This is a genomic window from Halomonas sp. NCCP-2165 (assembly GCF_023708045.1).
GTDB lineage: Bacteria > Pseudomonadota > Gammaproteobacteria > Pseudomonadales > Halomonadaceae > Bisbaumannia > Bisbaumannia pacifica.
The window spans coordinates 17689-35028 of sequence record NZ_BRCY01000032.1 but is presented as its reverse complement, the minus strand read 5'-3'; the positions used below and the strand labels follow the sequence as shown (position 1 = coordinate 35028).

At 66.8% G+C, this 17340-nt stretch carries 17 protein-coding genes; 9 read left to right on the top strand and 8 right to left on the bottom strand.

What is annotated here, in order from left to right; genetic code table 11:
* Positions 1-115: 115 nt before the first annotated feature.
* Positions 116-1270 (top strand): amino acid deaminase, encoded by a 1155-nt coding sequence (locus tag NFU04_RS14155; protein ID WP_251310088.1) that lies wholly within the window; start codon positions 116-118, stop codon positions 1268-1270.
* Positions 1271-1309: 39 nt separating this feature from the next.
* On the opposite strand, the gene NFU04_RS14150 is transcribed toward NFU04_RS14155, so the two are convergent.
* From NFU04_RS14150 to NFU04_RS14140, 3 genes are all read right to left on the bottom strand, one after another.
* The gene (locus NFU04_RS14150; RefSeq protein ID WP_251310087.1) at positions 1310-2497 is read right to left on the bottom strand and encodes a DcaP family trimeric outer membrane transporter; all 1188 of its coding nucleotides are present in this window, start codon (positions 2495-2497) and stop codon (positions 1310-1312) included.
* 46 nt (positions 2498-2543) lie between these two features.
* Positions 2544-3815 (bottom strand): Nramp family divalent metal transporter, encoded by a 1272-nt coding sequence (locus NFU04_RS14145; RefSeq protein ID WP_251310086.1) that lies wholly within the window; start codon positions 3813-3815, stop codon positions 2544-2546.
* 121 nt (positions 3816-3936) lie between these two features.
* Positions 3937-4854 (bottom strand): dihydrodipicolinate synthase family protein, encoded by a 918-nt coding sequence (locus NFU04_RS14140; RefSeq protein ID WP_251310085.1) that lies wholly within the window; start codon positions 4852-4854, stop codon positions 3937-3939.
* A 272-nt stretch (positions 4855-5126) separates the two neighbouring features.
* On the opposite strand from NFU04_RS14140, the gene NFU04_RS14135 reads away from it, so the two are divergent.
* Positions 5127-6131 (top strand): LacI family DNA-binding transcriptional regulator, encoded by a 1005-nt coding sequence (locus tag NFU04_RS14135; protein WP_251310084.1) that lies wholly within the window; start codon positions 5127-5129, stop codon positions 6129-6131.
* A 116-nt stretch (positions 6132-6247) separates the two neighbouring features.
* On the opposite strand, the gene NFU04_RS14130 is transcribed toward NFU04_RS14135, so the two are convergent.
* The 3 genes from NFU04_RS14130 to serA all read right to left on the bottom strand — a co-directional run bounded on the left by NFU04_RS14130 (position 6248) and on the right by serA (position 9781).
* Positions 6248-7126 carry a DMT family transporter gene (locus NFU04_RS14130; protein WP_251310083.1) on the bottom strand — a complete coding sequence of 293 codons (879 nt, stop codon included), beginning with the start codon at positions 7124-7126 and terminating at the stop codon, positions 6248-6250.
* Positions 7127-7280: 154 nt separating this feature from the next.
* A complete protein-coding gene (gene trhO / locus NFU04_RS14125; RefSeq protein WP_251310082.1) occupies positions 7281-8243 on the bottom strand; it encodes an oxygen-dependent tRNA uridine(34) hydroxylase TrhO in 963 nt (320 codons plus the stop codon).
* A 287-nt stretch (positions 8244-8530) separates the two neighbouring features.
* Positions 8531-9781, bottom strand: a complete 1251-nt coding sequence (serA, locus tag NFU04_RS14120; protein ID WP_251310081.1) for a phosphoglycerate dehydrogenase — start codon at positions 9779-9781, stop codon at positions 8531-8533.
* A 349-nt stretch (positions 9782-10130) separates the two neighbouring features.
* Between serA and NFU04_RS14115 the strand changes: the two genes are divergently transcribed.
* Genes NFU04_RS14115 through djlA form a run of 4 tightly spaced genes read left to right on the top strand, consistent with a single transcriptional unit; the run spans position 10131 to position 13991 of the window.
* A complete protein-coding gene (locus tag NFU04_RS14115; protein ID WP_251310080.1) occupies positions 10131-10412 on the top strand; it encodes an exodeoxyribonuclease VII small subunit in 282 nt (93 codons plus the stop codon).
* Positions 10402-11286, top strand: a complete 885-nt coding sequence (gene ispA / locus NFU04_RS14110; protein ID WP_251310079.1) for a (2E,6E)-farnesyl diphosphate synthase — start codon at positions 10402-10404, stop codon at positions 11284-11286. Before NFU04_RS14115 ends, ispA begins: the two co-directional genes overlap by 11 nt.
* 15 nt (positions 11287-11301) lie before the next feature.
* Complete coding sequence (gene dxs, locus NFU04_RS14105) at positions 11302-13239, top strand: 1-deoxy-D-xylulose-5-phosphate synthase (RefSeq protein WP_251310078.1); 1938 nt, start codon at positions 11302-11304, stop codon at positions 13237-13239.
* Positions 13233-13991, top strand: coding sequence for a co-chaperone DjlA (djlA, locus tag NFU04_RS14100; protein WP_251310077.1), 759 nt, complete (start codon positions 13233-13235; stop codon positions 13989-13991). Before dxs ends, djlA begins: the two co-directional genes overlap by 7 nt.
* Positions 13992-14099: 108 nt before the next feature.
* Here djlA and NFU04_RS14095 read toward each other — a convergent pair whose 3' ends face one another.
* Positions 14100-14381: a hypothetical protein gene (locus tag NFU04_RS14095; protein WP_251310076.1), complete on the bottom strand. Its 282-nt coding sequence runs from the start codon at positions 14379-14381 to the stop codon at positions 14100-14102.
* 100 nt (positions 14382-14481) lie between these two features.
* On the bottom strand, positions 14482-15117 hold the full coding sequence (ribA, locus tag NFU04_RS14090) for a GTP cyclohydrolase II (RefSeq protein ID WP_251310075.1): 636 nt from the start codon (positions 15115-15117) through the stop codon (positions 14482-14484).
* A 224-nt stretch (positions 15118-15341) separates the two neighbouring features.
* Between ribA and hemE the strand changes: the two genes are divergently transcribed.
* From hemE to NFU04_RS14075, 3 genes are all read left to right on the top strand, one after another.
* Positions 15342-16418 carry a uroporphyrinogen decarboxylase gene (hemE, locus tag NFU04_RS14085; RefSeq protein WP_251310074.1) on the top strand — a complete coding sequence of 359 codons (1077 nt, stop codon included), beginning with the start codon at positions 15342-15344 and terminating at the stop codon, positions 16416-16418.
* Complete coding sequence (locus NFU04_RS14080; protein WP_251310073.1) at positions 16411-16779, top strand: VanZ family protein; 369 nt, start codon at positions 16411-16413, stop codon at positions 16777-16779. The genes hemE and NFU04_RS14080 overlap by 8 nt, the downstream gene beginning before the upstream one ends.
* Positions 16780-16853: 74 nt before the next feature.
* Positions 16854-17282: a host attachment protein gene (locus NFU04_RS14075; protein WP_251310072.1), complete on the top strand. Its 429-nt coding sequence runs from the start codon at positions 16854-16856 to the stop codon at positions 17280-17282.
* Positions 17283-17340 lie beyond the last annotated feature (58 nt).

Genomic DNA, 17340 nt, shown 5'->3' with positions numbered 1-17340 from the left:
CCGCCGCCGGTAGGCCGACGCCAGCCCCGACGCGACGCCCTCCGCCTGGTCCCTGGACAAGGGCTCCATCGAGACCGCTCCCGACCTGCTCGCCGGCGTCGGCCTACCGGCGGCGGTGATCCACCAGGCACCGCTCGCCCATAACCTGGCCTGGATGCAGCGCTTCGCCGATGACCACGGCGCCCGCCTGGCCCCCCACGGCAAGACCACCATGACCCCGGCGCTGTTTCACCGTCAGCGGGATGCCGGCGCCTGGGGCATCACCCTGGCCACCGCCGCCCAGTGCCGGGCCGCCTTCGCCGCCGGAATCCCCCGGTTGCTGATGGCCAACCAGCTGGTGGGCGAGGCCAATATGGCCATCGTCGCCGCGCTGCTGGAGGCCGGCGCCGAGTTCTACTGCGTGGTGGATAGCGCCGCCAATGTGGCCCAGCTGAGTCGCTACTTCGGCGCCCGGGGGCTGCGACTCCGGGTGTTGATCGAGTTGGGGGTGCCGGGCGGGCGCTGCGGCTGCCGCGACCAGGACGAGGTACTGGCCCTGGGCGAGCTGATCGAAGCGGAGCCGGCCCTGGTGCTGGCCGGCCTGGAGGGCTACGAGGGGGTGGTGTTCGGCGAGGATCCGGCCCGGGCGGTGCGCGGCTACGCCTGGCACCTGGTGGAGGCCGCCCAGACCCTGGATCATGACGGCCTGATCGAGGCCGAGGCGCCGCTGATCACCGCCTCCGGTTCCGCCTGGTATGACCTGATCGCCGAGGTGTTCCGGGAGGCCCACCTGGGCGAGCACTTCGTGCCGGTGCTGCGTCCCGGCTGCTATGTGGTCCACGACCACGGCATCTATCGGGAGGCCCAGCGCGGCGTGCTGGGTCGGCGTCCCGAGCTGGAGCAGGGGCTGCGCCCGGCCCTGGAGGTCTATGCCCAGGTGATCTCCCTGCCGGAAGCGGGCCGCGCCATCCTCGGGGTGGGCAAGCGGGACATCGGCCATGACCAGTTGCCGGAACCGCTGCGCCGCCACCGCGAGGGAGGCGATCCGTGGCATGCATTGTCGGTGGCGGGCTGGCGCGTCACTAAGCTGATGGATCAACACGCCTTCGTGGAGCTGCCCCCGATGCCCGCCGCCGAGCCGGGGCTGCCCGGCAACGGCGGCGAGGTGCGGGTGGGGGATATCGTCGCCCTGGGCACCTCCCATCCCTGCCTGACCTTCGACAAGTGGCGGCGAGTCTGCCTGGTGGACGAGGACCTGCGGGTGGTGGAGGAGATGGCCACCTATTTTTAGCGTTCTTCGGAGAGCCGCGTGAGGCCACGGCGTGGTGACTCAGAAACGATATATAACGCTTCCCTGAATCCGCGCCACGCTGCCGTCCCGGCGATCTACGGTTTCCCGTACCGCATGCGCCACCTCGAGGCCGTAGGTGACGTTTTCGGTTGGGTGCCAGAGGTAGTTGAGATGTAGCAGCTCGCGCACCTCGTCGTAGGCGTCAATGAACCCGCCCGAATTATCGGTATCGATCAGCGACACGCCATCGCGCTCGGCATCGTCCCAATCCGCCTCTACCCGAGAATAGGCAACATTGAGGGTGCCTGGCCCCAGGTCCTGGCTGATGCCGAGGGTGCCTCCCCAGGCGGGGATCGTCTCGATACGGTTGCCGACACGATATGCCGCCGGCGCCGGATTGGCTTTCATGTAGGCGCCGATGCCGTTACCGCCGGTCAGTTGACCGCGAAGCGTGGTGGACGGGGTGAGGGCGTAGCTCCCGGCAATGAAGAGTCCCCAGCCAATGGCGGAGTCTGACTCCCTGCCGGTGTCGAAGGACACTTCCCTGAGCAGCGCTGCCGTTGCCCACTTCGCCGCGCCGGCCCCGGACTCGTAGCGCAGCGTCAGATCGGGAAGAGTATCCTTGCGGTCGATATCGGTGGCAGCGCCGTATCCCCCGTCGAAGGAATTTCCCGACATGGCACCGCCCGGATCCTCCAGTGCGATGTGAACGTCGCCTATCGAGTAGCGCAATTGCGCCTGGCGCAGGAAGGCGTCGCGTCCCAGAGGGCCGGTGAAGTCGAGCGTCGGCGTGGTACTGACAAAGGTGTGAAAGTTACTCCAGGTCTGGCCGGCGGTAATGCCATTCCAGGAGCCATACGCTTGGCGTAGCCGGAAGTTGCCGAAGAAGAAATCGCCTTCGATATTGGTGATCAGATCGCCCCGCTCCGTCGGCGTCGTGGTGCGAAAGCCAAGGCGAGACTCACCGGCATGCATGTTCGAATGACCGCTGGTGCTCGACTGACCGTCGACGGCGACCCTGTCGAAATTGATGCCGTCTCCCAACCCGCCACTATTGCCCGACTTCACATCCCCTGTGTCGTACATGATATCGAGCTTGGCATAGCCATAGATCGATACGCTGGTGCCTTGTACTTCGAGGTCTATGGCGAGTGCCGGAGCACTCGGCAATAGCAGGGCAACCCCCAGGGTGTAAAGCGAGCGGCAGCGAGAAATGCGTTTCTGCATCTCGGAGTCTCCATAATTGTTATTGATGCTGGAATCGTCTTGCGACTCAGCCGATGAGCCTGAGAATGAGCTGGAACGATATGGCGAAGATGGCAACCAGTCCCACTAGTGCGAACAGGGTCTGCCAAGGGCCGTTCTTGAGATCACCCATGACATCGCGACGCCGTGTCAGCAGGAACAGAATGATGCCGAGGAAGGGGGCGACCAGGACGGTCAACGCTTGCGCGATAATGATCAGTTCGATCGGAGACCCTTTGGAGACCAAGGTTACCCCTGCGCCCCAGATCAATACGCCATACACCAGCAGCTTGACTCGCCATGTCGACAGGCTGCTGTTCCAGCCCAGCGCATCCGCTAGCAGCGTACCCCCCGCGGAGGCGTTGGCCGCCATCGAGGAGAAGGCCGCCGCAAAGAAGCCCAGGCCGAAGAGGATCGCCCCCAACCGACCGGCAAGCGGTTCGAGCACGCTGGCCAACTGCGGGAAGGTGGTTGCAACGGTGCCAGTCGAATGAAGCACCGCCGACGCCACGATAATGATCAGCATTGCCATGAAGGCGGTGGCGACGTTCCCCGGCAGCGTGTCCATCAGCGTGATGGCGCGATACTGCTCCCGCTTGAGCCGTCTTTCATGAATGGCGTAGCCGGTATAAAAAGCCGAATTGATCGAGAAGTTGGTACCGATCAGCGCGATCAGCAGCACGCTGGCCTCGGCGGGAATCTTCGGGATCAGCCCCTTGGCCGCGGCCGCCCAGTTGGGATCGCTGAGGACCGTCGAAGCGAGAAAACCCACCGACATCAGCCCGATCAGGGCTACCAGGAGGCGTTCCATCGCCTTGTAGGTGTTGCGCATGGCGATGAGGAGCCCCACAGCGATGGTACAAGCGAGCGTCCAACCGACCACCGAGCCCCCCAGCAGCAGGCTTAGTGCTAGCCCGGACCCGACCGCATTGCCGACGGCGAACATCAAGGTGATCGAGAAGACCCCGAGTCCAGCCATCACCCCGACCGCCCGGCCAAGCTTCTGCTTGGTGACGGTAATCACGGAGTCGCCCGAGGCCAGGCCTAGACGGACGGCCATGTCATTGAAGACGAACATGAGCACCGCCGACACGAGGATGACCCAGAGCAGCATGTAGCCATACTGGCTACCGGCCTGAACGGCGGATGTCAGCGCACCCGGACCGAAGCGCCAGGCGCCGGCCACGAATGCCGGCCCCATGAGGGCGAGCATTTGCGGAACCGTCAGAGAAAATCGGGACCGAGGGGAAGCCGTCGACGGTGACAGCGCTTCCGAGTCCCGCTGGGTGTCAGTATTCATCACGCGCTCCTGAAAATTTGTTATAGGAATGGGGATGGGATGAGTCTGGCGAGACGGTGATGCCCTTGCGGTATCACCGAGGGGGGGGGCCGGCTCCTGAATGGCGGCCGGCCCGTCGCGATCAGGCCAGGCCGGCTTGACGCATGGCGTCGGCGATCTGTTGGTCCGCACCCTCGGCGAGCGGACGCAGCGGCGAGCGCACGGTGGCGTGGTCGAGAATGCCGCGAGCCACCAGAGCCCACTTGAGAGCCACGGTGCCTTCCATGTGGGAGCCGCGGTGATAGACGTTCTTGGTCACCGGCAGCAGCCGATCGTGCAATTCACGCGCCTTGGCGTAGTCCTTGGCCTTGCCGGCCTGGATCATCTCGATCAGCGGCTCCGGTGCGATGCCACCGTAACCGACCAAGGCACCATCCACATCGAACATGGTGTGCAGCAGATATTCGTCGTGGCAAGTCAGGATTTGCAGGTCTGGACGCTCGGCGCGAATCACGGGGATCTCGGTATCCCAGCGCTTCATGTTACGCACGCCGTTCTTCATGGCGAAGACGCCCGGCTGCGCCGCAATGTCGAGCTGGGTCTGGAGGTTGTAGGTCGCCTTGGTGTTATCCGGATACTGGAACAGGATCAGTGGCAGACCGCTCTCCTCGTGAATGCGACGGTAACGCTCCTGCGGGGCGCCGTCCTGGTAGCCGAAACGCAGCCAGCCGTGAGACGGGTAGACCAGGCCCGCGGAAGCGCCCGCTGCGACCGCACGCTTCGCCTCTTCGGCGGCAACATGATCGCCTTCGCGGGTGATGCCGGCGATGATCGGAACTTCCCCCTTGACTGACTCGACGAACGCCTCGATGACGCTTGTCTGTTCGTCGGACGTCAGGAAAGTGCCTTCGCCGGCGTGGCCCAGAACGACCAGCCCCTTGACACCATCGATGCCGCCCAGCCAGGAGCCAAGCTTCTTGATGCCGGCGTAGTCGATCTCGCCGTCGCGGGTGAAGGGAGTAACCGGGGCGGGAGTCAGACCTCTGAGATCGAGAGACATGGTGATTCCTCTTGTTTGCGCTTGTATGGGAACGTTGCCGGGAACGTTTGCACATGGTTTCACCAAACCCCTTACACGCCTATTCGACGTTGGTCTAGGGGGAGGGGCGTCGAGATAAGCGAGAGCGCTGGCGTGATAGGCATATTGTCGACATCTTGCTTATAAGATCGCGCCCGAATCGCTAGAATCGTTTGAGCCGGCGTCCTTTTTGCGTATCCAGACGCCGAAACGCAAGCTCGCTGATACATCTCGCGTCATGGACAAGCAGAGTAATGAACGACAAACCGATCACCATGCATGACGTTGCCAAGGCCGCTGGCGTGAGCACGTCGACCGTCTCTCGAGTCCTGGACGAACGACTACCGCCATCCAACAGCCCCGCCGCCCAGCGGGTCAGACAGGCCGCCGAAGCGCTCGGCTACAGGCGAGATATACTCGCCTCCAGCCTGCGCCGTGGCGGTACTGGCACCATTGGCGTGCTGGTGCCTCGATTGAGCGATACAGTCATGGCGCTTCTCTATGAGGCGATCTCCCGAGCCGCTCAGGAGCACCACTATTTCGCCATCGTGGCAACCAGCGGCGACGATCCCAACAGCGAACGCCAAGCCGCCGAGTCACTGCTCAACCGGCGCGTGGATGGCTTGATCCTGGCCACCAGCCGCCTCGATGATCAGCTACCCTCGCAACTGCGCGATCGGGGGGTACCACACTCGCTGGTGTTACGCACCGACGGCATCAGCCCCTCATCGCTGGGTGACGACGTCCAGGGCGGCTATCTCGCTACCCGGCATTTGCTTGATCTAGGCCATCGCGATATCGGACTGATCGCCGGACCCGGGTTTACCTCCAGCGCACGGGATCGTCAGGAAGGTTTTCGCCGTGCCATGCATGAGGCGGGTGTCCCGGTGCGTGAAGCCTGGGTGGTGGAGTCCGGCTTCGGTATCGAATCGGGGGAGACGGCGGGATTGAACATCCTTTCTCAGCGCGAGCGGCCTTCAGCGATCTTCGCGGCCAACGATAACCTCGCCATCGGCGTCATGGCCGCTGCGCACCGTCTCGACATCGATATTGGCGGATCGCTTTCGCTGGTCGGCTACAACGACATTCCGCTGGCGAGCCGGTTACCCATCTCGCTAACTTCGGTTCATATCCCCTTCGATTATATTGCTCAGCAGGCGATCGACCTGCTGCTGAGCGAGAAGCTCGTGGAGTCGCCCTGCATCAGGCGGGCCATGCCCAGTTTGATTCCCAGAGCTTCATCAGTGAGATATCGGTAAAGTGTCGTGCCGTCCGGGGGCTGGTTGCGTAGGTCGGATAAACGAGCCGAAGTCGAGAGTATCCGATGGGATGCGACTGCTCGTCGGGTGCGCTCGCCGTGGCTCACTTACCCGACCTACTTCGCCCGCCGCGCCAGGCGGTCACCGAACAGGTAGGCGCCCAGGGCCACCAGAATCAGCGCCGCCCCCAGCCACATGGAGAGGCTGGGGCGCTCGCCGTTCAGCGCCATGCCCAGCCCCAGGGCCAGCACCGGGGTGATCAGGGTGACCAGGGCCACGGTGGCGGCGGCCAGCCGCGAGAGGATCAGGTAGTAGCAGAGGAAGCCGATCAACGAGCCGAACAGCGCTAGGTAGAGCACCGCCCAGAGTCCTCGGGTCGTCAAGGGCACCATCAGCGGCTCGCCGCTGGCCAGCCACAGCAGCGCGAAGCAGGGCATCGACAGCAGCAGGGCGCCGGCGGTCTGTTCCAGGGGCGGCAGGCCCGCCGCCACCCGCTGCACGGCGATGCCGCTGCCGCTGAACAGGGTCACCGCCGCCACCATCATGGCCAGGGCGCCGAGCTGCTCGACGCCCGCGCCCAGGGAGTCGGCGAAGATCACCGCCAGCCCTACCACCCCCAGCAGGCAGCCCAGCCAGTGCCAGGGCTTGAGGCGGGTGGCGCCGGGCAGCGCCTGGAGAATCAGCCCCGAGATCAGCGGCGCCAGGCCGAACATCACCGACAGCAGCCCCGAGGGCAGGCTCATGGAGGCGCGGTAGCTCAGCGCCATGGCGCCGAAGACCCCGGGCACCGCCACCGCATAGCTGAGCAGGGCGCGCCGCGAGCGGGGTAGGCCGCGGCCCAGTAGGCGCAGGATCAGCACGGCCAGCACCGCGGCGATGGCCATGCGCAGCCAGACGCTGCCCACCGGGGCGCCGGCCTCGGCACTCCACTTGATGGCCAGGGGGGTGGTGGCCCATACCAGCACCACGGTGAGATAGGCCGGCCCGGTCGGCATGATGATTCCCTCCAGAAAAGCGCGGGATGCCCGGGCCGATCCATCGGGCCCAGGGGCATCCCGCAGAAAATCCATTCGAAGGTTAACCATTATCACGAAAAAAGCCACCGCGTCGAGACGCGGTGGCCGTGCAATCACTTGGGGTACCGGGAGGCTACGCCTCCTCGGCCTCGGCCGCTGTCATCTGCCGCGGGTCGCGGCCGATGGGGTGGGGCTCGCCCCGGGCCTTGGCCAGCTCGATCTGGCGCTGGCGCTCCCGGGCGGCGGCACGGGTCTTCTCCGGCAGGCTGTCGTAGCAGTGCGGGCAACTGACCCCGGGCTCGTACTTCTCGGAGCGCATCTCCTCGGTGGAGACCGGCATGCGGCAGGCATGACACTGGTCGTAGTCGCCGCGGCTCAGGTCGTGGCGCACCGTGACCCGGTTATCGAAAACGAAGCACTCGCCGCGCCACAAGGAGCGCTCCTCGGGCACCTTCTCCAGGTAGTTGAGCACGCCGCCCTTGAGGTGATAGACCTCCTCGAAACCCTCCTTGAGCATAAAGCTGGAGGCCTTCTCGCAGCGGATGCCGCCGGTGCAGAACATGGCCACCTTCTTGTGCTTGCTCGGGTCATAGTGCTGGCGCACATAGTCCGGGAACTCGCGGAAGGTGGTGGTCTTGGGATCGATGGCGCCCTCGAAGCTGCCGATGGCCACCTCGTAGTCGTTGCGGGTATCGATCACCAGCACCTCGGGGTCGCTGATCACCTCGTTCCACTGCTCCGGCTCCACATAGGTGCCCACGGTGTCGTTGGGGTCGATGCCGGGCACGCCCAGGGTGACGATCTCCTTCTTGAGCTTCACCTTGGTACGGTAGAAGGGGTGGGCGTCGCAGTAGGACTCCTTGTGGTCCAGGGCGGCCAGGCGCGGATCGGCCTTGAGCCAGGCCAGCAGGGCGTCGATGGCCTCCCGGGTGCCGGAGACGGTGCCGTTGATGCCCTCCCGGGCGAGCAGCAGGGTGCCCTTGATGTCATGGGCGAGCATGGTCTGGCGCAGCGGCTCGCGCAGGGCGTCGAAGTCTTCGAGGGTGACGAACTGATAGAGTGCCGCCACCACGATCCGCGGGGAATCCTGGGTCATCTTTCTCTCCTGGTAGTCGTCCTCGCAAAGGACGGACCGGGTTGGGGAGGCGCCATTCTACTCAAGCCGGGAGAGGCACGCATCCCGTGGCCTTGACCTGGATCAAGGCCAGAAACGCCAGGGCCCCGGCGAATGCCGGGGGCGCTGTATACGGCAGAGGGGCGCTGGGGGCAGGTCGGAGCGAAGCGTCTTTTTCAGGGACGAAAAAGTCGAGCGCCCAGGGAGGGGTTCACAGCGTCTTTGCGAAGGCCTGCCCCCAGCAAAGCCCCGGTAGCGACGACGAACGATCAGCTATCGAAGTTGACCTCGGAGTAGAGCACCCGCACGCGCAGGGTATGTTCCACCTGCTTGAGGGCCTCCAGGGCCTTGGCACCATAGGCCTTGTCCACGTCGATCACCACATAGCCGACCTTCTCGTTGGTCTGCAGGTACTGGCCGGAGATATTGATATCGTTCTCGGAGAGCACATGGTTGATCTCCGAGAGCACGCCCGGCACGTTGTCGTGGATATGCAGCAGGCGGTGCTTGTCCGGGTGGGCCGGCAGGGCCACCTCGGGGAAGTTCACCGAGGTCACGGTGGTGCCGTTGTCGGAGTAGGTGATCAGCTTCTCGGAGACCTCGACGCCGATGTTCTCCTGGGCCTCCAGGGTGGAGCCGCCCACATGGGGGGTGAGGATGACGTTGTCCAGGCCGCGCAGCGGGCTGACGAACTCCTCGTCGTTGCCCTTGGGCTCCACCGGGAAGACATCGATGGCCGCGCCCAGCAGCTTGCCTTCCTCGAGGGCCGCGGCCAGGTCCTCGATCACCACCACGCTGCCCCGGGAGGCGTTGATCAGGATGCCGCCCTGCTTCATCAGCGCGATCTGCTCCTTGGCGATCATCCACTTGGTGGAGGGCAGCTCCGGCACGTGCAGGCTGACCACGTCGGCGCGGGCCAGCAGCTCCTCCAGGCTGGCCACCTGGCGGGCGTTGCCCATGCCCAGCTTGGTCACCACGTCGTAGAAGATGACGTCGAAACCCAGGGACTCGGCCAGCACCGACAGCTGGGCGCCGATATTGCCGTAGCCGACGATACCCAGGGTCTTGCCGCGGGCCTCGTGGGAGTTCTTGGCGCTCTTCATCCAGCCGCCCTGGTGGGCGGAGTGGCTCTTCTGGGGAATGCCGCGCAGCAGCATGATCGCCTCGGCCAGCACCAGCTCGGCCACCGAGCGGGTGTTGGAGTAGGGGGCGTTGAAGACCGGGATGCCGCGGCGCAGGGCGGCATTCAGGTCGACCTGGTTGGTGCCGATGCAGAAGCAGCCCACGGCGTTGAGTTTCTCGGCGGCGGCGAAGACGCGCTCGTTGAGCTGAGTCCGGGAGCGAATACCGATAAAGTGCACGTCACGAATCTTCTCGATCAGCGACGCCTCGTCCAGGGAGGTGGCGAGGTGCTCGATATTGGTGTAACCGGCGTTCAGGAAGTTATCTACCGCACTCTGGTGGATACCCTCGAGCAGCAGGATCTTGATCTTGCTCTTGTCCAACGACGTCTTGGCCATTCTCGAATCAACCCTTTCCGCGGCGGGGCCGCTTATCAGTCATATAGTGTGTGCCTGTTCGCCTCCCGAAGGGCGCGGCGGGTTCCGGACGGCAAGGGGGCGGGGAACCGACGCGAAGCGGATGGAGACTCACGCAGGGGGGCGTAACAGGGGCACCATCCTAGCACAGCCGCCGAGGGGGCCGGATGAAAATGCTGCGCCGCCAGCATGAGCCGGCTGCATCCAGGGAGAGACGAACCCTGTCCCCCGCTGATGCTGGGGCAGACGCCCCCCGGGGCAGAGGGTGTATACTGTGCGCTTTGACTTTTTGGCGACGCCGGCCGCGGCGTCATTAGCCGACGAGGGGGCCATGGCCGACAAGGATACCGCGACACCCGAGGGCGCCGAGCCGCAGGACTTCGCCGCCACCCTGGAACGCCTGGAGACGCTGGTGGAGCGACTCGAGTCCGGCGAGCTGAGCCTGGAGGCCTCCCTGGCGGCCTTCGAGCAGGGCGTGAGCCTGACCCGCGACGCTCAGCGCCGCCTGGACGAGGCCGAGCTGCAGGTGCGCCGCCTGGTGGAACAGGACGACGGAAGCCTGGGCATCGCCCCCTTCGCCGGCCCGGACGACGAGGTGCCCAATGACGCCTGAGCCCCTGACCACGCGCCTGGCCGCCGACCGGGCACGCATCGATGCCTGGCTGGAGGGCCTCTTCGCCGAGCGCACGCCCCCCTCGGCGCGCCTCGAGGCGGCCATGCGCCACGGCCTGCTGGTGGGCGGCAAGCGCCTGCGCCCGGTGCTGGTCTATGCCGCCGGCCGCGCCCTGGGTGCCGACGAGGCCCTGCTCGATGCCCCCGCCGCCGCGGTGGAACTGATCCACGCCTACTCCCTGGTCCACGACGACCTGCCGGCCATGGACGACGACGACCTGCGCCGCGGTCAGCCCACGGTGCACAAGGCCTATGACGAGGCCACGGCGATCCTCGCCGGCGATGCCCTCCAGGCGCTGGCCTTCGAGGTACTGGCCCGGGCCGAGCACCCGCGCCTGCCGGCGCTGATGCGGACCCTGGCCGAGGCCGCCGGCCGCGACGGCATGGTGGCCGGTCAGGCCCTGGACCTGGCCGCGGTGGGCGGACAGCCCGACGTGACGGCCCTGGCCACCATGCATGGTCACAAGACCGGCGCCCTGATCCGCGCCGCGGTGCGCCTCGGCGCCCTCAGCGCCGCCGGCGATGACGACCCCCGGGTGGCGGCCCTGGAGACCTATGCCCGGGCCGTGGGCCTGGCCTTCCAGATCCATGACGACATCCTCGACGTGACCGGTGATACCGCCACCCTGGGCAAGACCGCCGGCGCCGACGCCGCCCACGACAAGCCCACCTATCCGGCCCTGCTCGGCCTGGACGGCGCCCGGGCCAAGGCCGATGGCCTGCTCCAGGAGGCCCTGGCCGCCCTGGCGCCCCTGGGCGAGGCCGCCACGCCGCTGGCCGAGCTGGCCCGCTATATGATCGAGCGCGACCACTGATACGCGGATGACCCCATGAAGCTGTTCGACGAGATTCCCGCCGAGCGCCCGGCCACGCCGCTGCTCGACGCCCTGGACACCCCGGCCGCACTGCGCGCCTTGCCCGGCGCCCAGCTCCAGCAGCTGGCCGACGAGCTGCGCGCCTACCTGCTCTACAGCGTGGGCTGCAGCGGCGGCCACTTCGGCGCCGGCCTCGGCGTGGTGGAGCTCACCGTGGCCCTGCACCAGGCCCTGGAGACCCCCCATGACCGCCTGGTGTGGGACGTGGGCCACCAGGCCTACCCCCACAAGATCCTCACCGGACGCCGCGAGGCGATGCCGGGCATCCGCCAGTACGGCGGCCTGGCGGCCTTCCCCAGCCGCGCCGAGTCGGAGTACGACACCTTCGGCGTGGGCCACTCCAGCACCTCCATTTCCGCGGCGCTGGGCATGGCCCTGGCGGCCCGCGCCAAGGGCGAGCAGCGGCGCACCTGCGCGGTGATCGGCGACGGCGCCCTCACCGCCGGCATGGCCTTCGAGGCCCTGGCCCACGCCGGCCATGTGGACGCCAACCTGCTGGTGGTACTCAACGACAACGAGATGTCGATCTCCGAGAACGTCGGCGGCATCGCCAGCTACCTGGCGCGGATCCTCGCCAGCAAGCCCTACACCGCGATGCGCGAGAACGGCAAGAAGGTGCTCTCCCACCTGCCCGGAGCCCTGGAGCTGGCGCGGCGTACCGAAGAGCATATGAAGGGCATGATCAGCCCGGCGACGCTGTTCGAGGAGATGGGCTTCAACTATATCGGCCCCATCGACGGCCACGACCTGCCGCTGCTGGTGCAGACCCTGCGCAATATGCGCGACCTGGAGGGCCCCCAGTTCCTCCACGTCAAGACCCGCAAGGGGCGCGGTTTCCGCCCCGCCGAGGTGGATCCCATCGGCTACCACGCCATCACCAAGCTGGAAAAGAGCGACGAGACGCCGCCGCTCAAGGTGTCACCGCCGAAGAAGCGCCCGAAGAAGTACTGCAACGTCTTCGGCGACTGGATCTGCGATATGGCCGCCGCCGATAGTCGGCTGATCGGCATCACCCCCGCCATGCGCGAGGGCTCCGACCTGATCCGCTTCTCCCGGGAGTATCCCCAGCGCTACTTCGACGTGGCCATCGCCGAGCAGCACGCGGTAACGCTCGCCGCCGGCATGGCCTGCGAGGGCGTCAAGCCGGTGGTGGCCATCTACTCCACCTTCCTGCAGCGCGGCTACGATCAGCTGATCCACGACGTGGCGGTGCAGCACCTGGACGTGACCTTCGCCATCGACCGGGCCGGCCTGGTCGGCGAGGACGGCCCCACCCACCACGGCAGCATGGACCTCTCCTTCCTGCGCTGCGTGCCGGGGATGGTGGTGCTGGCCCCCGCCGACGAGGCGGAGTGCCGGGCCATGCTCAGCGCCGCCTACCATCACCCCGGCCCCGCCGCGGTGCGCTATCCCCGCGGCACCGGTCCCGGGGTGGCGATCCCCGATCACCTGGAGCCCCTGCCCATCGGCCGGGCCGAGATCCGCCGCACCGCCGGCGCCGCCCGGGTCGCCCTGCTGGCCTTCGGCAGCCTCAATACCGCCGCGGCCGAGGTGGCCGAGCGCCTCGACGCCGGCCACCTCAATATGCGCTCGGTGAAGCCGCTGGATCGCGATGCCGTGCTGGCCGCCGCCGCCGACCACGACCTGCTGGTGACCCTGGAGGAGAACGTGGTGGCCGGTGGCGCCGGCAGTGCCGTGGCCGAGCTGCTGGCCGCCGAGGGCGTCCGGGTCCCGCTGCTCCAGCTGGGCCTGCCCGACGCCTTCGTCGAGCACGGCAAGCCGGCGCAACTGCTCGCCGACTGCGGCCTCGACGCCGCCGGCATCGAGGCCGCCATCCGCGCCCGGCTCGCCGGCGCTGACCCGTCCCGGCGCGAGGGGGAGGACTCATGCTGATCGTCGTACTGCTCGGTGCCTTTATCGGCCTGCTGGTCGGGGGACCCTTGGGCCTGCTGATCGGCGGTGGGCTGGGTTACTGGCTCGCGGCGCGGCTACGCCGCAGCATGCTCGGGCGCCTGGCCGCGTCCCGGGAGCAGTTCCTCGAATCGACCTTCGCGATCATGGGCTGCATGTGCAAGGCCGATGGCCAGGTCACCGAGGACGAGCTGGAGGCCTCGCGCCAGCTGTGGGATCGGTTGCGCTTGAACGAAGCCCAGCGTGCCAAGGCGCGGGCCGACTTCACCCGCGGCAAGGCCGCGGACTTCGATCTCGAGGCGGAGTTGGCGCGGGTGCGCCAGATCGTGGGGACTCAGCCGGCCCTGCGTCAGGTGTTCCTGCAGGTCCAGTTGGCGGCGATCGCCGCGGATGGACGCCTGCACCCCGCCGAGCACGAGATGCTGATGCGTGTGGTGCGCGGGCTGGGCTGTTCGGAGGCCGAGATCGCCCAGGTCGAGGCGATGCTGCGTGGCGCCGCCGAGGCGCCGGACGCGACGGGGACCTCCCTCGCGGATGCCTACCGGGTGTTGGGGGTCGAGGAGAACGCCAGCGATGCCGAGATCAAGCGCGCCTACCGTCGCCTGATGAGTCAGAATCACCCCGACAAGCTCGCCGCCAAGGGCCTGCCCGAGAGCATGCGCGAGGTCGCCCAGCAGCGTACCAGCGAGATCGGCAACGCCTACGAGCGCATTCGCAAGGCCAGGGCCGTCTGAGGGGGCGGCTCCGGAGGCGGGGGGCTTTCCCTTCTCGCCCGGGCGAGTGATCGCCCCGGGCATCCTCCCCCGGCATCTATCGGGGGAGGAGATACGAGGGGTTGGCGATCAGTGGGTGGCCTGACGACCCAGTGACAGGGGATTGCCGTTGGCATCCACATGCATGGGCGGCTGATAGTGCTTCAGGCGCAGCCAGGCCTGGGTCATGGCCTCGCTATTGCCGGATACCAGGTGCAGATTGGCCGGTTCCTGGACCCTATCGGGCATGCCGGCGTGCTGGCTGGTCGGCGCCTGATTGAGCGCCAGGGCCAGTTCGCTGGCGCGATCGGCCTGGGCCATCAGCGGCAGTGCCACCAGAGGCAGGGCGAGAAGCAAGAGTCGGGTTTTCATGACGAGTCCCTCCATAAGGCTGGGAGCACAGAGGGCGTCGCGATGGCCGAAGGGAACATCTGCGACGCTCGTGTCTTAGCCGTGGGGGGATGGGAAAACCTTACGACTTTCGTTCAATATCCACGTCGCTGGCCTGGGTGAAGTCGCCCAGGGCCATCATATGGCCGAGCTTGCCCGCCTTGGTGGAGAGGTAGTGCTCGTTATGGGGGTTGAGGCCGGTGGTCAGGGGCACTCGCTCGGCCACCTGGACGCCGGCCCGGGTCAGGGCATCGACCTTACGCGGATTGTTGGTCATCAGGCGCAGGCCGCCGATGCCCAGGTGCTCGAGCATGGGCACGCAGAGGTCGTAGCGACGCATATCGGCGCCGAAGCCGAGGCGCTCGTTGGCCTCCACGGTATCGGCGCCTTGATCCTGGAGGTGGTAGGCGCGGATCTTGTTGAGCAGGCCGATGCCGCGACCCTCCTGGCGCAGGTAGAGCAGCACGCCACGGCCCTCGTCGGCGATGCGCTTGAGGGCCTCCTGGAGCTGATAGCCGCAGTCGCAGCGCATGGAGAAGAGCGCATCGCCGGTCAGGCACTCGGAGTGCACCCGCCCCAGCACGGGCTCGCCATCGCTGACGTCGCCCAGGGTCAGGGCGATATGGTCCTTGCCGGTGGCCTCGTCCTCGAAGCCATGCATGGTAAAGGTCGCCCAGGGGGTGGGCAGCCGGGAGGCGGCGATGAATCGAATCGTCACGGGTTACCTCGTCGTACGGGCGGCGCTCGGCGCCAGGCCAATCGGGCCATTCTAGCAGGATCGCGGCCGTGGCTCACGGCCTCGACGACAGGGAGGCGCGAAAGGCGCGTCACCGCGGTCGGTCCCCGACGGCGTTTCTTTTGCAGGCGTCCCCCGCACCCCGGCGCGACACCGGGTCGGCTTCGGGTACAATGCGGGCAAATCTTGTCGAGAGTGAGCCCCGCATGGAACTCAAGAACGATCGCTTTCTGCGCGCCCTGGCCCGCCAGCCGGTGGACCGTACCCCGGTATGGATGATGCGCCAGGCCGGCCGCTACCTGCCGGAATATCGCGCCTCCCGGGCCGATGCCGGCAGCTTCATGGACCTGTGCCGCAACCATGATCTGGCCTGCGAGGTGACCCTGCAGCCCCTGGAGCGCTATCCGCTGGATGCCGCCATCCTCTTCTCGGATATCCTCACCATCCCCGATGCCATGGGCCTGGGACTCTACTTCGAGACCGGCGAGGGGCCGAAATTCCGCAAGCCGGTGCGCACCCCCGAGGAGGTCGCGGCGCTGAGCGTGCCGGACGCCGAGCGCGACCTGGGCTATGTGATGAAGGCGGTCTCCACCATCCGCTCGGCGCTCAACGGTCGGGTGCCGCTGATCGGCTTCTCCGGCAGCCCCTGGACGCTGGCCACCTATATGGTGGAGGGCGCCTCCAGCAAGGACTTCCGGCATGTGAAGACCATGCTCTATGACACGCCGGATACCATGCACCAGTTGCTGGACACCCTGGCCCAGGCGGTCACCGACTACCTCAATGCGCAGATTCGCGCCGGCGCCCAGGCGGTACAGATCTTCGATACCTGGGGCGGGGTGCTCTCCACCCCGGCCTACCTGGAGTTCTCGCTGCGCTATATGGAGCAGATCGTCGCCGGCCTCGAGCTCGACCAGGGCGGCCGCCGGGTACCGGTGATCCTGTTCACCAAGAATGGCGGCCAGTGGCTGGAGCATATCGCCGCCACCGGCTGTGACGCCCTGGGACTGGACTGGACCACCGAGCTGGCCGATGCCCGGGCCCGGGTGGGCCACAAGGTGGCGCTGCAGGGCAACCTGGACCCCAATGTGCTGTTCGCCAAGCCCTCGGCGATTCGCGCCGAGGTGGCGCGGATCCTCGACAGCTATGGCAGCGGCCCCGGGCATGTCTTCAACCTGGGTCACGGCATCAGCCAGTTCACCGACCCGGATCACGTCACGGCCTTTATGGACGCCCTGCACGAACTGAGCCCCGCCTACCACGCCCGCATCGAGCATGGCTGAGTGGCTCTGCCGTGGCGCTCGTCGTCGCCTCTGGGCGGCGGCGGCCCTGGCCGCGGCGCTGCTGATCGCCCTCGGTAGCCTGACCCCGGGCGGCGAGATGCCCGAGTCCCTGCCCTGGGACAAGCTCAACCACTTTCTCGGCTATGCCGGCCTGGCGGGGCTGGTGGGCCTGGCCGGGCGGCGCCTGTCCTGGGCCTTCGCCCTGGCGGTGGCCTATGGTATCGCCATCGAGTTCGCCCAGATCCCGGTGCCGGGCCGCAGTGGCGGCGACGGCTGGGATATCCTCGCCAATACCCTAGGGAGTGGCAGCGCCGTGCTATTGCTATACGGCCTGCGCCGCTATCACGCCACGGGAAGTTGACGCTTTCCCGGGCCCTTGCCACGCTCCATAGGAGGCCTCCGGCCTCGTTCCCTTTATCTTGCCAAGGAGTTCCCATGACGACTTATATCGTGGTGGCCGATGCGGCGCGCGCCCGCGTCTTTACCCGTGAGGGACTGAAACTGGAAGAGAAGGAGAGCCTGGTGCATGCCGAGGGGCGCCTGCACGAGGGGGACCTGGTGACCGATGGCGGCGGCGAGGTGCATGAATCCATGGGTCGCACCTCGCGGACCTCGGGGGGCGAGAGCGTGGCCTCCCACCATCAGGCGGAGATCTTCGCCAAACAGGTGGCGGAGTGTATCTATCATGCCCGGGTCGGCAATCATCTGCGCAAGCTGATCCTGGTGGCTCCGCCCCGCTTCCTGGGTATCCTGCGCGACAAGCTGGATGAAGCCACCAGCAAGTTGATTATCCATTCCCTGGCCAAGGATCTCTCCAAGGCGCCGCTGGCGGACATCCAAGAGGCAATCAGCGATATGCGGTAAGTGATTACTAAAGCTCGTCGGGTCGTCGGCCGATACCTAAGCCTAACGCCGACCCATG

What these genes read in the sequence shown, in the direction of transcription:
- NFU04_RS14150 (WP_251310087.1), bottom strand. Translation starts at nt 2,497, where the DNA reads ATGCAGAAACGCATTTCTCGCTGCCGCTCGCTTTACACCCTGGGGGTT.
- NFU04_RS14145 (WP_251310086.1), bottom strand. Translation starts at nt 3,815, where the DNA reads ATGAATACTGACACCCAGCGGGACTCGGAAGCGCTGTCACCGTCGACG.
- NFU04_RS14140 (WP_251310085.1), bottom strand. Translation starts at nt 4,854, where the DNA reads ATGTCTCTCGATCTCAGAGGTCTGACTCCCGCCCCGGTTACTCCCTTC.
- NFU04_RS14135 (WP_251310084.1), top strand. Translation starts at nt 5,127, where the DNA reads ATGAACGACAAACCGATCACCATGCATGACGTTGCCAAGGCCGCTGGC.
- NFU04_RS14130 (WP_251310083.1), bottom strand. Translation starts at nt 7,126, where the DNA reads ATGCCGACCGGGCCGGCCTATCTCACCGTGGTGCTGGTATGGGCCACC.
- trhO (WP_251310082.1), bottom strand. Translation starts at nt 8,243, where the DNA reads ATGACCCAGGATTCCCCGCGGATCGTGGTGGCGGCACTCTATCAGTTC.
- serA (WP_251310081.1), bottom strand. Translation starts at nt 9,781, where the DNA reads ATGGCCAAGACGTCGTTGGACAAGAGCAAGATCAAGATCCTGCTGCTC.
- NFU04_RS14115 (WP_251310080.1), top strand. Translation starts at nt 10,131, where the DNA reads ATGGCCGACAAGGATACCGCGACACCCGAGGGCGCCGAGCCGCAGGAC.
- ispA (WP_251310079.1), top strand. Translation starts at nt 10,402, where the DNA reads ATGACGCCTGAGCCCCTGACCACGCGCCTGGCCGCCGACCGGGCACGC.
- dxs (WP_251310078.1), top strand. Translation starts at nt 11,302, where the DNA reads ATGAAGCTGTTCGACGAGATTCCCGCCGAGCGCCCGGCCACGCCGCTG.
- djlA (WP_251310077.1), top strand. Translation starts at nt 13,233, where the DNA reads ATGCTGATCGTCGTACTGCTCGGTGCCTTTATCGGCCTGCTGGTCGGG.
- NFU04_RS14095 (WP_251310076.1), bottom strand. Translation starts at nt 14,381, where the DNA reads ATGAAAACCCGACTCTTGCTTCTCGCCCTGCCTCTGGTGGCACTGCCG.
- hemE (WP_251310074.1), top strand. Translation starts at nt 15,342, where the DNA reads ATGGAACTCAAGAACGATCGCTTTCTGCGCGCCCTGGCCCGCCAGCCG.
- NFU04_RS14080 (WP_251310073.1), top strand. Translation starts at nt 16,411, where the DNA reads ATGGCTGAGTGGCTCTGCCGTGGCGCTCGTCGTCGCCTCTGGGCGGCG.
- NFU04_RS14075 (WP_251310072.1), top strand. Translation starts at nt 16,854, where the DNA reads ATGACGACTTATATCGTGGTGGCCGATGCGGCGCGCGCCCGCGTCTTT.